Origin of the sequence: Candidatus Filomicrobium marinum (assembly GCF_000981545.1) — a bacterium.
In the GTDB taxonomy this organism is placed as follows: Bacteria; Pseudomonadota; Alphaproteobacteria; order Rhizobiales; family Hyphomicrobiaceae; genus Filomicrobium; species Filomicrobium insigne.
This window is the reverse complement of sequence record NZ_LN829119.1, coordinates 3,681,863-3,696,264: the sequence shown is the minus strand read 5'-3', so window position 1 is coordinate 3,696,264 and position 14,402 is coordinate 3,681,863. Positions and strand designations below refer to the sequence as shown.

Sequence of the window (14,402 nt, the reverse complement as noted above, 5' to 3'; positions counted from 1 at the left end):
GATGCGCGATATGCTGTTCCACCTTCTGTTCGTCTGGTACCCTTACGTTTGCTTGGGCTTCTTCGTCGTCGGCTCGCTGTTCCGCTTCGAGCGTGATCAGTATTCGTGGCGTGCGTCCTCAAGCCAGCTTCTGCGCCGCCGCCAATTTATTATCGGCTCCAACCTGTTCCACTTCGGGATCCTGTTTCTGTTCGTCGGCCACTTCGTTGGCCTTCTAACACCCACTTGGCTTTACACGAAGCTCATCACCATAGAGCAGAAGCAGATGATTGCCATTACGGCCGGCGGCATCGCCGGTGTGGTCTGCTTCGTCGGACTGACCATGCTGCTCCATCGCCGGCTGTTTGACCCGCGTATCCGTATTACCTCGACGACGATGGATATGGCGATCCTGACCATACTCTGGGTGCAGCTTGCCCTCGGGCTCGTGACACTGCCCTACTCGCTGCAGCATTCGGATGGGGAGACGATGCTCAAACTTTCGCATTGGGCCCAGGGCGTGCTGACCTTAGAGCCAAATGTCGACAATTACCTGAAAGGGCTTGAGTGGCCCTACCTCGCTCACCTCGTGCTCGGCATGACAATCTTCCTGTTGTTCCCGTTCTCACGGCTCGTCCATATCTGGTCGGCGCCAGTCGGGTATCTTGGGCGCAAAGGTTATCAGATTGTCAGAACGAGCCGGCCCCAACGTCAGAGCGCCGTCGCAGGATCGAGCCAGCGAAGTAGATGACCAATGACAACGGTTTATAAGGCCGAAGATCCGGCGTTGCCGTTTCGTGCAGCGCAAAGCGCGAAGGTCAGCGTCAACGGCGTCTCAATCCCCGCCGCCGCCATCTCGCGGGAGGTCCAGCATCATACGGCCGCGACGCCGTTGCAAGCATGGAAGGAGGCCACCCGCAGCCTCGCCCTGCGCGAGTTGATACTGCAGGAGGCAAGACGGCTTGAGATTGAGCCGGAGCCGGAAACGGACGAGGAAGGACGTCGAGAGACCGACGACGAGGCGCTGATCCGCCAGCTCATCGAGAGAGAGGTGAAGACGCCGACGGCCGACACAGAGTCTTGCCGGCGTTACTACGAGTGCAATCGCGCGCGCTTTCGCTCACCCGACATTTTCGAGGCGGCGCACATCCTGATTGCGGCGCACCAGAATGATGTAGAGGCCTTCGTTGCGGCACGCACCCTTGCCGATCAACTAATCGAAATTCTGTCCGTTCGACCCGAACTATTCGGTCAATTTGCCGAGACCTACTCAACCTGCACCTCGGCCAAGACGGGGGGAAACCTCGGTCAAATATCGCGCGGAGACACGACACCTGGATTTGAAGCTGCACTGTTCAAGTTGGTTCCTGGAGAAATGACGCGGGAGCCGGTTGCGACGCCTTACGGCCTGCATATCATCCGGCTCGACCGACGCATTGAGGGGGGTGTGCTTCCCTTCGAGATGGTCGAGGAACGTATCGCGGCTTATCTCAGCGAGCGCAGCCGGCGCCAGGCAACCGCGCAGTACTTGGCGTGCCTTGCCGCGACAGCAGAACTGGAAGGCGTTGATTTTCTAACCCCCACGGACGTCCGGGTGTATTAGGGAACAGGCGACATGCTCCTCGGGGATCTCATAAAGCAGCTCGACGATGAGGCTGCAGCCACGGAAGCGCTGCTGTCGATTGGCGACATCGCATTTATAGTGCGCATTCAAGAGCTAGCGGCGGCAGAAGAGACGGCGCTTGGCGCTTATTTGAGGCGAAAGATCAGCCACTTCTCTGCGACCGCGGATGCTGACACATGGATGGCCGTAATGATGACGTCGAGCCGCTCGAAAAACCCCGGGGGAAATTGTCTGCGCGCGATTCTCGAAACCACTTGTATGCCCGGCGGTGGTTGCGCCGATACCAGCGAGGGGCAGGCCTAGTTGGGACCGACATTTGACAGGGATCAAGGTCGGCAAACACTAGGCCTGTTTAACTTAAAGCCGAAACTAGAAAGCCGCTCATTTGCGGTGCGGAAACGACTGCGAATTCGTTTTCCAGATAGAGCGATGCACCTGTTTGCTATTCTGACTGCCGCAAGGATGCATCGCGCAGAGTGGTGCTAATGAAGGTCCTCATCGCATATGGATCTGTAGAAGGTCAGACACGCAAGATCGCGGAAAGAATAGCCGAACGCATTCGCAATCGCGGCGAAGAGAGCACTCTCTACGACACTGAGTGCCGTCCGCGTCATCTGGCCGTCGACGTGTTTGATGCTGTTATCGTGGCGTCTTCCGTACATCAAGCGCTGCACCAAATTTCTGTACGAGATTTCGTCGCCGCGCATCGTGCCCTGCTCGAAGATATTCCGTCGGCGTTTGTGTCCGTGAGTCTCTCCTCGGCCTTCCGCAACGGAGGAACTGACGCGCAGAACTACGTCGATTATTTCTTTGAAAACACCGGCTGGCATCCGACGTACTACATCAAGGTCGCCGGTGCGTTGCGCTACTCAGAGTATGACTTCTTCAAGGAACAGATTCTAAGGCATGCCGTTTTCAAGGACAGGCTGGAAATCGTCGATGGTCACGATCATGAATTTACTGACTGGTCCGAAGTAAACGAGTTCATCGATCGTTTTTTGCAACACACCAAAGCCCGATCGAGAACGAGCCCTGTTCCGACTGCAAGCAAAAACTAGCAGCGGGCCGACCATATCAAATCGTTAGCGGCAGACTTGGCTGAGGACTGCGGGTACCGTCGATGTCAACCTCGCTGACGTGCGCTTCTGAAAGAATCCGCTGGTTCCCGCGACAATCGACTCGACCGCGTCCACCGTACAAGTCGTGCCCATTAGGTAGGTGATGGCGGCCGGCCGCGAGGGGAGGGCCGGCCGCATTGCGCACCCTATCGTATTGCAGCCGGGGGGAAGCTGCAGGGTGGCAATCTACTCGCTGGGGGAAGCGAGGTTCGAAGACCTGAACCCGAACATTGGGTTTCACTGAGCCGGCCAGTCACCTTCAGACACCGCCCGGCGCAAGGCGTCCGAGTTAATAGGAACAGGGTGGGAAACGCAGGATTGGCGAGTGGCGTGGCAAACGCTGGGTTTCTCGAAACATAGCAATGGCCTTCACTTGGTACGACAGTGTCAGGGCTGGGTCAGAGATCAGTAACGCGCTGCGGATCGGCAGACGCGAGGGCCGCAGCGCGCACGGGTTTCGGCGGATAGATCCAAACCGTATTGATCTCCTGCTTAATCTTCTTCGCGTCAGCGCCAACGTGCTCGACGTTGCGATCCCAGCCGCGCGTGAACAGCGCGCCTGCCTCTCCAAGGTCGAGGCAGGTAACATAGGCCTTCTGGTGATAGGGAGTCGGCGCTTCGCCGAGCAACTCGGCCGCGGCGTTGTTGCCGGCGAAGGCGCCCATACGCGTGGCGTGTTGACACGACATTAGCGCGTGGTTGCCGTCGTCGTCGCAAACAGCTTTTGCAGCATCTCCCGTCGCGAAGACGCCGGGAACGCCGACGACGCGCAGCTCGCGGTCAACGACGAGGCGACCAAAGTTGTCGCGCTCGCCTGGCACTTGGGCGGTGAGAGGAGCTGCGCGGATTCCTGCTGCCCAAATGACGGTCGCGGCTTCGATGCGTTCACCATTGGAAAGCGTGACACTCGTCTCGTCGATCGCCGCAACGCCTGCTCCGAGCCTGGTTTCGACGCCGAGTTTGCGAAGCGCATCCTCGATTAGCGGACGCGGACCGGCGCCCATGTCGGGGGCGATTGCTGGGTTGCGCTCGACAATAATCACGCGCGTGTTGACATCCTTGCCAAAGATTTCACGCAGCCGGCTGGGCATCTCCGTCGCCGCCTCGATACCCGTGAAACCGCCGCCTGCGACGACCACCGTATTGCGAGCTTCCGATGCCGGCCGGCTCGAAAGACTCTTGAGGTGGCGGTCTAGTGAAATGGCATCTTCCAAACTGTCAACGCTGAATGCGTCCTCGGCGAGGCCCGGTACGTTCGGCCGAAACAGCCGGCTGCCGGTCGCGACGACTAGGCGGTCATAGCTGATGGACTTGCGTCCCTCGTGGGACGTGGCCACCACGACTGAGCGGCACGTTGTGTCGATGCTTTCGGCTGTTCCCCGCAGAAACGTGACGTCTGTCGCCTTCAAGACGTCGAGCAGCGGAGCTGTCAATGTCTCCGGCTTAGGCTCATAGAGGCGCGGCCGGACCACGAGGGTGGGCTCAGGCGCAACCAGCATGATCTCAAGCTCCTCGGGAGCCAAGCCTCTAATGTCGCGAAGACGAGCTGCAGAAAGAGCTGCATACATGCCGGCAAATCCGGCACCGATGATGACTAATCTCAAGGGACTTCTCCGTTCAATTGGGCCGCACGCCTCTCTTCTCCGTTTTGCAACGGAGTTGGCTATCGTGCAGAGTTTTGCGCTCGTCAGTCGGTGATGAACTTCAGCAGGTCGGCGTTAACGGCATCGGAGTGCGTCGTGCACATGCCGTGAGGCAGCTTCTCGTAGATCTTGAGCACACCATTCTTCAGAAGCTTGGCCGACAGGGGCGCGGAGTTGGCGATCGGAACGATCTGATCATCGTTCCCGTGCATCACGAGCGTGGGCACGGCAATGGCCTTTAGATCGTCAGTAAAGTCTGTTTCGGAGAATGCCTTGATGCCGTCGTACTGGGCCTTGGCACTCCCCATCATGGCCTGCCGCCACCAGTTCCAGATGACACCCTGCGATGGCTTCGCGTCGGGGCGGTTGTAGCCGTAGAAGGGTCCGCTCGCGAACTCGAGATAGAACTGCGATCTATTGGCTGCGAGTTCCTTGCGTAGACCGTCGAACACATCGATCGGCAGTCCGGCGGGGCTGGCAGGAGTTTTGACCATGATCGGCGGCACGGCGCCGATCAGCACCAGCTTCGCCACGCGGCCGTTGCCGTGGCGCGCGACATAGCGCGCGGCTTCGCCGCCGCCGGTCGAGTGTCCGATATGAACCGCATTGCGCAGGTCGAGATGCTCGACAACGGCCGCGGCGTCGGCAGCGTAGTGGTCCATGTCGTGGCCGTTGCCGACCTGGCTCGAGCGGCCGTGCCCGCGACGATCGTGAGCAACGACTCGATAGCCATTGCCGACGAAGAAGAGCATCTGCGCATCCCAGTCGTCTGAGCTCAGCGGCCAGCCGTGATGAAAGACGATCGGTTGTGCATTTTCCGGTCCCCAATCTTTGTAAAAGATTTGGACGCCATCCTTGCTGGTGATCGTGTTCATCGAGCGAAATCCTTCGGTTTGAGAAGAGGGTTGGAAAGTTGCAGCGACGCCTTTTGTGGCCAATAGGCTGACCGTTGTGGTAGCCACGCTGGCCGCGAGGATCTCGCGCCGCGTCGCCATGGATGAAGAAAGATGTCCGTCCATCAGGTTTCTCCTTAGTGGCGGGCAAATGTGATCAATGGACCAATCTCCCGCGGCGCTGCCGGAGCAGACCGGGCAGAACGGGCACACATGGTCGACCCGCTTCAGCCGAAGCCGATCGACCACTTGGTCAAGTGGATGCGGTCATCCCGCGGTCAGTAGTCCCAGAAGACCGGCACCCAACGAAAGGCGTCGCCGTCGATCGCCACCCTGCCGACGGATGGGAACGGGAGGTGAGTAGCCACCAGCATCTCGCCGGTCTCGGCCAGCCCCCGCAGAAGGCGGACCCGAACGCGCTCCGCCTCCTCGGGGTCGTGTTCAAAACCGTTGTGCCAATCGGGATGATCGAACCCGACCGCGAACACGGCATCGCCCGCGAACGTCAGCGCTTCGCCGCCGGACGCCACACGAACCACGCTATGCCCAGGCGTGTGGCCACCGGTTCGATAGACCACCACACCTGGCGCCACCTCGTACGTCTCCTCGAAGGGCCGCAGATGGGTGTGGTACGCATTCACGAACCGCTTGGCAGTGACGCGAAGCGCGTCCGGGAATCCCGCCGGCATGGAGGCGCGAGTGAAATCGGGCGCCTGCCAGAACTTGATTTCGGCAGCCGCAACGTGGATCCGCAAGTCCGGACTCAGCCGGTCCTTTACCCCATCGATGAGCAGCCCACCGATGTGATCCATGTGCATGTGGGTCAGAATCACGTCGGTCACGGAGCCTAGATCGATGCCGGCAGCCTCCAGTCGCTTGATCAACTGCCCGGCGCGCGGCAGGTTCAAATCCGGGTCCAACCCGAGCCCCGCGTCAATGAGAATGGTCTGCGCACCGCTGCGCACCACGACCACGTTCAGCGACCAGTCGAACGCATCCGGCGGCAGGAACATGTCGGCCATCCAAGCTGCCCGCGCGGACGGGTCGGCGTTGTGTCCCAACATTTTTGTTGGGAGCGGTAGCACGCCATCGCTGATCACCAGTACTTCGATTTCGCCCACCTGCACTGCGTAGCGCGACGGAACCAGTTCGCTCGGCGCCGATCCGCCGGAGCGTGTGGCGGTGTCTCTTGGGTTCGTGACGACTTTCAACATTGCAGCTCTCCTTCGGCTATCTCGCTGAACCAGTTCGTTTCGCCCCGCGTGTGTGGGCATGCCGATGGTTTAGCGAAACGCCTCAGATGCTGCGCCAGAGCGATTGCGGCGATTGAAGAGCAATTGCTGTCAACTCGCCTGGCGCCGAAATTCTCTGGGAGATAGCCCGGTGAGCTTCTTGAATGCCGCCGCGAAAGCCGTCTGGGACGCATACCCGAGCGCCACGGCGACCGCGATGACCGACATGGATGGATCACGCAACATTGCCTTTGCCTGCTCCAGCCGATACTGCCGGAGCCAGACATGCGGCGGCATCCCGGTACTTTCCTTGAATGCACGGCAGAAATGAAAGCGCGACAACCCGGCGTCTGCGGCCAAAGCGGCCAACGAGACATCTGCGTCGCTCTCCGAGCGAAGACGCTCTAATGCGCGGCGCAGAATTCTCGGAGGCAGTCCGCCTGTTACCAGCTGAGGTGCAACCGGAATCCCGGCATGCGCTGCTAACAACCGGGTTGCCAGTAGATCTGTCAGTTGCTGGCGGAACATCGTGTCCAGCGTGGTGTTACCATCAAGCGCTTCTGCCGCCGTGGTGAGCAGACGCGACGTAATCGGGTCGAGATGGCCAGTCCGCTCCATAAGCTCGGCCGGAGATACATTGTCGGCTTCAGCAGAGACACGCTCGATCGTTTCTTGAGGAAGATAGAGTTGCACGACATTGACGGCACCTGCGATGTCCCATCGCGCACTTGTGCCTGAAGGGATGATCGTAACGACACCCGGGCGTGCCACACCGGTCGCGATGCTTCGACCTGTCCGTCGCGCCAAGGGTTGCATGGTGTCGATGTACGTCATGATCACATGATCGGCCATCGGTTGAACAACGTCGTGCAAGGCACCATGCTTCCAATGGGCAATTCCACCGCTGGACGGGTCAGACCCAGAAACAAGGTTAAGTGGCTTAGTCTTCAAAACGCGAGCCATTTCGGCATCGGCGGGTCGGCGCCGCTGGTCCTCCTCGCCGTCGATCATGGTACACCTCCCCATGTGGTGGCTTCAAACTGCGGCGGGATTGTCAGGTCACGCTTAGCCCGCCATCGACGGCGAAGACCTGACCTGTCACCCACTCCGCGTGCAGCCCGGCAAGGAAAACGATCCAACGCGCCACATCGTCAGGCACACCGCGACGCTTGAGGGGAATGTGCTCGCGCTCCTGCGCTTCTATGGCTGCGGCAGCTTCAGGAGACAGCCCCATCATGCCGGTCAGGGCGTTCGATTCGGTCGGCCCAGCCGCAATAGCATTGACGCGGATACCCTGAGGCGCAAGTTCGAGAGCCCAGCATCGCGTGAGATGCTCCAAGGCTGCCTTGCTAGCCGCGTAATGAGAAAGGTCGGCAGCCGCTTTGTGTCCGAACGTGCTTGAGATGTTAATAATCGCGCCATTGCTTTGCGCGAGATAGGGGAGCGCGGCGGCGGCCAGAAGACTGGGCCCGACCACATTGACCGAGAAGATGCTCGCGATCTGATCCGCTGTGGCCTCAGCCAAGGGAAGAATGGCTCCAGCACCCGCATTATTTACCAGCACATCAAGGCGGCCCCACAAGTTTGTCGCACGCGCGGCGGTGCGGGTGGCGTCTTCCGGCCGGGCCACGTCGGCAACAAAGCCTGTGATGTTGCTGTGAGCCGCTGCGACCTCCGCGACAGGCCCATTACGACGCCCCGTGATCAATACGTTTGCGCCTTGTGCTGCAAATCCGAGAGCAGCTGCCCGACCGATGCCGGAGCTTCCACCGGTTACGATCACAACCTTTCCCGCGAGTGTACCCATCACGCCACCGTGCCGAGGGTCGCGAACGTTTCGTTGCGGGCTTCAGCCATCGCCCACACTGTGAGGCAGAGTCCAATGACTGCCGGCAGCGTCACCGCCAGAAAGTCACGCGCAAGAGCCGATGGACCACAGATGCCGACAGCCACTTCCCAAAAGTGAAAGAGCGCGTGCCCTGCGAGCCAGAGCGACGGAGCAGCCCAGAAAACAACCCTAAGACGCGACCGAGCGGCACCGAGCAGGAACGAGCCACCCACGAGGAGAAAGATCAGTCCAATGTCGCGGACGAAGTGTTGATTGAAGGGGCCGGTCGTGGTCACTCCAGGCACCTCAAGGTACCAGCGCTCGGGATAGATCAGCATAAACGTGCCGTTAGCGATGGTGGCTATCCCAAGTACGACAGATGCTGAGATACAGGTTGTCTTAAGCATAGTTGCCTCTTGGCGATGGAAAGCCGCTGGCTATTGGGCTGCGAGACGCGAACGAGATCAGCCCCGCCCCGACGGACGGAGTAGCCACTCCTCGAAGCGGATCGCGCCTAACATCGGATGTGCGCCAGGCGTAAGCGACCTGTCGTCGAGCTCAGCGCCGAAATAGCGGGCGCGGATGTCGGCAATTACTTGGCGGCGGTCGCCCGTTGCCGCCAGGTAAAACCTCACCAGAGCGTCGAGCGGAATCTTCTCGGGCCCTGCCAGTTCCACGATGCCGCAGACCGGTTCGCCCGTTGCAACCGCGGCCAGCGCTGTTGCAACGTCATCCGAGGCTATGGGCTGAAGAAGCGCCGGCGACAACCGGATCGTCGTACCATCCGAAGCCGATTGCGTAATCGCCCCGACAAACTCGAAGAACTGGGTCGAGCGGACGATCGTATACGGGATCGTCGACCCACGAATGAGCTTCTCCTGCATAACCTTGGCCCGCATGTAGCCGCTGTCGGAAAGGTGATCGGCGCCCACAACAGAGAGCGCCACGTGATGGCTAACGCCTGCTGCCGTCTCCGCGGCGAGCAGATTGCGGCCTGCGGTCTCGAAGAACTCCAGCACAGCTTGGTCCTCGAATGATGGCGAGTTGGCCACGTCGACGACGACGCTTGCACCGGAAAGCGCTTCTGCCAGCCCCTCCCGTGTGATGGTGTTTACGCCTGTGTTCGGAGACGCAGGCAGGACATCGTGCCCCTTGCCACGCAAAAGTCCGACGACCTTTGATCCAATGAGGCCAGTCCCCCCGATCACGACGATTTTCATGACACATCTCCAAGAATCCGACGTCGCACCGCGAGGACGTCGCTACTGCATGGAGAGTGCCGTGAATGCCGCAGAAAGGCTTTGCAGCGACCTTCAAATACCCTTTAGTTTACCCTGGAAATACGTCCAAAACCCAGCCAGACACCGTATTATGTTATGTACTTTGACCGACACTCTCCGGTTGGACTCCTGGCGGAGTTATACGTGCAATTCTTGTTCTCAGACTGTACCCTCGACCCAGAGCGCCGAGAGCTTACGCGGGCTGCCCAGTCAGTCGGCGTTGGACCACAAGTCTTCGATCTTCTGCTCTACCTCATTCAGAACCGCGATCATGTGGTGAGCAAGGATCGCATAATCGAGGCCGTGTGGGGCGGACGCATCGTTTCGGAATCGACGCTCACCAGCCATATCAATGCCGTTCGCAAGGCCATTGGCGACAGCGGCGAGAAGCAGCACCTCGTTCGCACCCTCCCACGAAAAGGCTTCCGCTTCGTGGGCGACGTGACCGAGGCTCAAGTAGCTGAGCAGATCGCGAACGAAGCTATTCACCCGACGACGAACGTCTCCCGTCCTGCGCCGCTCCTTCCGAGCAGGCCGTCCATTGCAATACTGCCATTTCAGAATTTGAGCGGAGACCCCGAGCAGGCCTACTTCGCTGATGGTGTGGTAGAGGAGATCATCACCGCACTGTCGCGCGTGCGCTGGCTGTTCGTAATTGCTCGCAATTCAAGCTTCACGTACCAGGACCGAACCGTCGACCTGAAACAGGTAGGCCAAGAACTCGGCGTCGGCTACGTGCTGGAAGGCAGTTTGCGCAAAGCTTCCGATCGCATCCGCATTACAGGACAGCTTGTCGAGGCTTCAACCGGCGTACACCTCTGGGCTGAGCGTTTCGAAGGACGGCTCGAAGACATCTTCAAGCTGCAGGATGAGATCGCAGCGAGTGTTGCCGGCGCGATCGCTCCACAAGTGGAATTGGCCGAAATCGAGCGTGCGAAGAACAAACCTACGGCCAGTCTGAACGCCTACGACTGCTACCTGCGCGGAATCGCGCACATGCATCGGGGCACACAAGAGGCCATCGAAGAAGCCTTGTCACTTTTCCAGAGAAGTATCGAACTCGACCCCGATTTCGCGGCCGGTCACGCCATGGCTGCCTGGTCCTACTTCTGGCGCAAGATCAACGGTTGGACAGATGATCGCGCCCGGGAAATCGCCGAGGGAGAACGCCTCGCACGCCGCGCCGTCGAATTGGGCAGGGACGATGCTGTAGCCCTCACGCGAGGTGGCCATGCACTCGCGCATCTGACCGGCGATCTCAACAGTGGCATTGCACTTCTCGACAGGGCCGTATTCCTAAACCCTAATCTTGCCTCAGCCTGGTTTCTCGGCGGCTTCCTACGGATTTGGCACGGTGAATGCGAGGACGCAATCGAGCACTTCGAGCGAGCTATGCGCCTGAGCCCTGTCGACCCAGAGCTCTATCGCATGCAGGCGGGGATCGCGATGGCGCATTTATTTGCCGGTCGCATCGGGACGGCGTCTACGTGGGCAGAACGATCATACAGCAATCTGCCAAGCTTCCTCATGGTCGTGGCGTTGATTGCAGCGACCCGAGCGCTCAACGGCCGCCAAGAAGACGCAAGACGTGCAATCGAAGAACTGCGGAGGCTCGATCCGGGGTTGCGCATTTCAAATATCAGGGACTGGCTCCCGATCAGCCGCCCTGAGCATCTTTCGATATTTGCCGATGGCCTGCGGAAAGCTGGACTCGCGGAGTGAACGGCCCCCCGTCGACCTTGCGTGAGATCGAGCCGACCAGAGTTCCAGTGATTACTGAGGAATTCCAAGACATCGGGATCGCTACTGAACATGTTCGTTACCTGAGACGGAAACGGTTTTACACCTATTGTTCCGCTTGCAGAATTGCCCGGGTCCTGAGACCCGAGCAATCTTGAAAACATGGATCAGAAGTCGACAGTCATTCCAACGTTGAAGGAACGCCCAGGACCATGCACGCGGGCATGGTCGAGGTTTGCCGCATCTCGGTTGTAAACGTAGGCGCTGAGCCCGCCCAAAGGCAGCTCGTAGTCCGTGTCGAACACGTTATCGATGCCGAAGTCGAACCGGACGTTGTCCATTGCGTAACTGCTGCGCCAATTTACGAGCGCATACGCACTCGTGCGTGGCTCGAGACGGACAACATCGACGTTGTTCTTCGCCGCCACGCCCTGCAGTTCGACGGTGTTTGACCAGTTCCCAAGAGTATGGGTCAGCGCCACACGCACATTCGCAGGCATGATGTTGTAGAGGTAGGTGTCCGCGTCGAGATCGCGTCCCGCGACATAGCTGAAGACGCCACTGACCCGCCAATCGCCCCAGGCATAGCCGAGCGCCTTCGAGGCCTCGATATCGACACCTGCGAGCCGCGCATCATGATTGACGAACCGCAGCTTCGTGCGTCCTGGTGGCGGCGCACCCCCGATCGTATTCGTCTCCACGTTGATGTAATCATCCACGTAAGTCAGATATCCGCTGACTTTGAAATGCCAATCACGATGCGCCGCATCGTGCCATTCGGCACTGGCGCGCGCGCTATGGGCAATCTCCGGCTTGAGATCAGGATTGCCGACATAGGCATTGAGATCGCCAAACCAGTTGACCATAGTCCCGGCCATAGTCGCGTTCGACCAAGCGTAACGCTCGTAGAGATTGGGAGAACGCGTTTTGCGGGCCGCTCCGAACTCGAAGGCATGCGTAGCAGCCGGCTCGTAGCGCGCGGTCGCCGTGACATCGACATTGGTATCTGTCCGTTTACGGTCAAGCGAGTTAAACGCGTTGGCATCCGCAGCGTACATCATCATGGGGCTGTAGCCCTGCACGGGCCCGGTGTCGGATACGACGCGATCGAGGCGTACACCGACAAGCGTCGTCCAGGCCGATGACCAGTCGGTCTCCAGCTCACCGAATGCGGAAGTTCGATCCCGCTTACCATCGTTGATGTTCCAGTAGGTATTGGGCCCCATCATCGGGGCTGCACCCGCAAGAGGAGGCCACCAGTCGTCAAGCCGATAGCGGTGATACTCGTGACCAACCCGGAGCTGTGTCGCCTCGGTCAGCTGCAGCCCGGCCTTGAAGGCATAACCGGTGTCGCTCCCGCGCGTTTCCATCGGCATATCCCAGCCCAGACTCGCTTTGTCTTCGAGCATATTCATGGAATGGCGAATGGATTGGCGATAAACCCGGCCTTCTAAAAAGCCCCAGTCGAATTGTCCTTTGTAATGGGCATTGACAGAAAAGCTCTTGTTGTCGGTCATGTCCATGTACTGATTGACGAAGCCCTGATAGGGGATCGACTGCCATCCGAAATCGACACCGAACTGATTGTTGCCCGACCGACCTGCGGCACTGAGCAGGTGATTGGTTGCCTTATAGAGCGAGGAATAGACTTCCCTGCCGCTGCCGTCTTCGTAGTTGCTGGCGCGGGTCGTCGACCCTGTGTAAGCGATGCTCACGTCTTCGGTAGCGGCATAAGCATGCGCCGTCGCGCCAAAGCCATTACCGTTGCTGCGGTAAAAAGCGGAAAGACGACCGCCCGCAATCGCACCTTCACCTGAAGTGGCGAATAAGGGCGCAGCGGAATCGACCGCGATGGTGCCGCCCAGACTGTCGCCCCCCATGCTTACGGGCGTCACGCCCGCCACGACCGAGATCTTATCGACCGCAGTCGCGTCGATATACGACAGCGCCGGATTCATGTGGTTGCCGCAGGACGACGTCAGCGTCATGCCATTGACGACAACCTTCAGCCGATCGTCTCCAAACCCGTTCAAATACGGCAGCGCCGATACACCGCCTCCAGTTTGAAAGCTCATGCCGGGTACGCTTTGGAACAAACGCGCACTGTCATTGCTGCTCAAAAATTGCTGCGGCATGACAGATTGCTCGCGCGCGAACGGCTGCGTCGGTGGCGGCGATGAATGGGTTGGCATCGCCTCCATTTGGGCAGGTGATGGTGAAGACGTGAGCTGAGCACTCGAAGCCTTTTTTGGGGTCGGCGTTCCAGTCGTTTCGACCGTAATCTCCGGCAACTGTGCAGGTGCAGATTGTTGCTGTCCAAGCGCGCCGCTAGGTCCGACAACAACGGCTACCGCCGCAGACGTCGCCCAGAGCGCCCGAATGTTTTTTCTTAGTCGCATTGGTGAAACTCGATGAGATGTCAGTCATGACCACGCACAGCCGTGCTCGCCGTCCGCATCAGACATGCGGCCGCGCGCCCAGCGATGGTGTTCGTTGCAAGGTCAGCGTTCTGGTTCGACAGTCATGACGACTACCGACGAACACGCACGGACGCAGTATCCGCAAGGAAAGTTTAAGCGAGGGGAGGACCGCGCGCGGGAGCCGGCAATTCCGGTCGCGATGACGGCGCTGTATAGGATGCGTTGGGAGCAATCCTTAGCTGAGGCGCAGAGCGCGCCGGTTCAGCGATAAGAAGAGGAGGAAGAAGGGCGACAATCGTTGAAGCCGCGTACGGACACTTCGAGTGCTCACCAACCCCTTCATCGGATTTTGTTGGGAGCCCATCGCCGCCGACCTGAATGTCGACAGCACCGTGTTCCGTACAGATAACGACAGTAAGGCTATCAGAGTCCGGCGTCGCGCCCAGCATAAAGCCCGGCGCAACCAAACTGCGTAGGACAACGGCTAGGATAATAAAATAAGCGACGACACCACTAGGCACGGAATTCCCCCTGTCCGTAGCGTTAAGTTACGGGCATCACAAAGGCAACATTATCAGGGAGCTGCCTGAACAATTGTCCACCGACTGTGACGTACTTGTGACTCATATTTTCAGGCCCGTGACT

Annotated in this window: 14 protein-coding genes; 5 read left to right on the top strand and 9 right to left on the bottom strand. The window is 59.4% G+C overall.

Features of this window, described 5'->3' with window-relative positions; all coding sequences use genetic code 11:
- The first annotated feature begins 1 nt into the window (after window position 1).
- The 4 genes from narI (at window position 2) to YBN1229_RS17260 (ending at window position 2,661) form a co-directional block, all read left to right on the top strand.
- Window positions 2-730 (top strand): respiratory nitrate reductase subunit gamma, encoded by a 729-nt coding sequence (narI, locus tag YBN1229_RS17275; protein ID WP_046479430.1) that lies wholly within the window; start codon window positions 2-4, stop codon window positions 728-730.
- Between the two features lie 3 nt (window positions 731-733).
- Entirely contained in the window at window positions 734-1,582 is an 849-nt protein-coding gene (locus YBN1229_RS17270) for a peptidylprolyl isomerase (RefSeq protein ID WP_082101194.1), read from the top strand.
- A gap of 12 nt (window positions 1,583-1,594) precedes the next feature.
- Window positions 1,595-1,906 (top strand): hypothetical protein, encoded by a 312-nt coding sequence (locus YBN1229_RS17265; RefSeq protein ID WP_046479429.1) that lies wholly within the window; start codon window positions 1,595-1,597, stop codon window positions 1,904-1,906.
- 182 nt (window positions 1,907-2,088) lie between these two features.
- Window positions 2,089-2,661, top strand: coding sequence for a flavodoxin domain-containing protein (locus YBN1229_RS17260; protein WP_046479428.1), 573 nt, complete (start codon window positions 2,089-2,091; stop codon window positions 2,659-2,661).
- Between the two features lie 458 nt (window positions 2,662-3,119).
- Here YBN1229_RS17260 and YBN1229_RS17255 read toward each other — a convergent pair whose 3' ends face one another.
- The 7 genes from YBN1229_RS17255 to YBN1229_RS17225 form a co-directional block, all read right to left on the bottom strand.
- Entirely contained in the window at window positions 3,120-4,325 is a 1,206-nt protein-coding gene (locus tag YBN1229_RS17255) for an NAD(P)/FAD-dependent oxidoreductase (RefSeq protein WP_046479427.1), read from the bottom strand.
- 83 nt (window positions 4,326-4,408) lie between these two features.
- Window positions 4,409-5,239, bottom strand: a complete 831-nt coding sequence (locus tag YBN1229_RS17250) for an alpha/beta fold hydrolase (protein WP_046480757.1) — start codon at window positions 5,237-5,239, stop codon at window positions 4,409-4,411.
- Window positions 5,240-5,535: 296 nt separating this feature from the next.
- A complete protein-coding gene (locus YBN1229_RS17245; protein ID WP_046479426.1) occupies window positions 5,536-6,471 on the bottom strand; it encodes an MBL fold metallo-hydrolase in 936 nt (311 codons plus the stop codon).
- Between the two features lie 129 nt (window positions 6,472-6,600).
- Window positions 6,601-7,500 carry an AraC family transcriptional regulator gene (locus YBN1229_RS17240; protein WP_052744054.1) on the bottom strand — a complete coding sequence of 300 codons (900 nt, stop codon included), beginning with the start codon at window positions 7,498-7,500 and terminating at the stop codon, window positions 6,601-6,603.
- Between the two features lie 43 nt (window positions 7,501-7,543).
- Window positions 7,544-8,296, bottom strand: a complete 753-nt coding sequence (locus YBN1229_RS17235) for an SDR family NAD(P)-dependent oxidoreductase (RefSeq protein WP_046479424.1) — start codon at window positions 8,294-8,296, stop codon at window positions 7,544-7,546.
- Complete coding sequence (locus YBN1229_RS17230; protein WP_046479423.1) at window positions 8,296-8,724, bottom strand: hypothetical protein; 429 nt, start codon at window positions 8,722-8,724, stop codon at window positions 8,296-8,298. The genes YBN1229_RS17235 and YBN1229_RS17230 overlap by 1 nt, the downstream gene beginning before the upstream one ends.
- 57 nt (window positions 8,725-8,781) lie before the next feature.
- Window positions 8,782-9,537 carry an SDR family oxidoreductase gene (locus tag YBN1229_RS17225; protein WP_046479422.1) on the bottom strand — a complete coding sequence of 252 codons (756 nt, stop codon included), beginning with the start codon at window positions 9,535-9,537 and terminating at the stop codon, window positions 8,782-8,784.
- 204 nt (window positions 9,538-9,741) lie between these two features.
- On the opposite strand from YBN1229_RS17225, the gene YBN1229_RS17220 reads away from it, so the two are divergent.
- Entirely contained in the window at window positions 9,742-11,319 is a 1,578-nt protein-coding gene (locus YBN1229_RS17220; RefSeq protein WP_046479421.1) for a winged helix-turn-helix domain-containing protein, read from the top strand.
- Between the two features lie 185 nt (window positions 11,320-11,504).
- Here the strand turns inward: YBN1229_RS17220 and YBN1229_RS17215 are convergent, their stop codons facing one another.
- Window positions 11,505-13,736 carry a TonB-dependent receptor gene (locus YBN1229_RS17215; protein ID WP_046479420.1) on the bottom strand — a complete coding sequence of 744 codons (2,232 nt, stop codon included), beginning with the start codon at window positions 13,734-13,736 and terminating at the stop codon, window positions 11,505-11,507.
- Window positions 13,737-13,909: 173 nt separating this feature from the next.
- Entirely contained in the window at window positions 13,910-14,278 is a 369-nt protein-coding gene (locus YBN1229_RS17210; protein WP_076605354.1) for a DUF2946 family protein, read from the bottom strand.
- Window positions 14,279-14,402 lie beyond the last annotated feature (124 nt).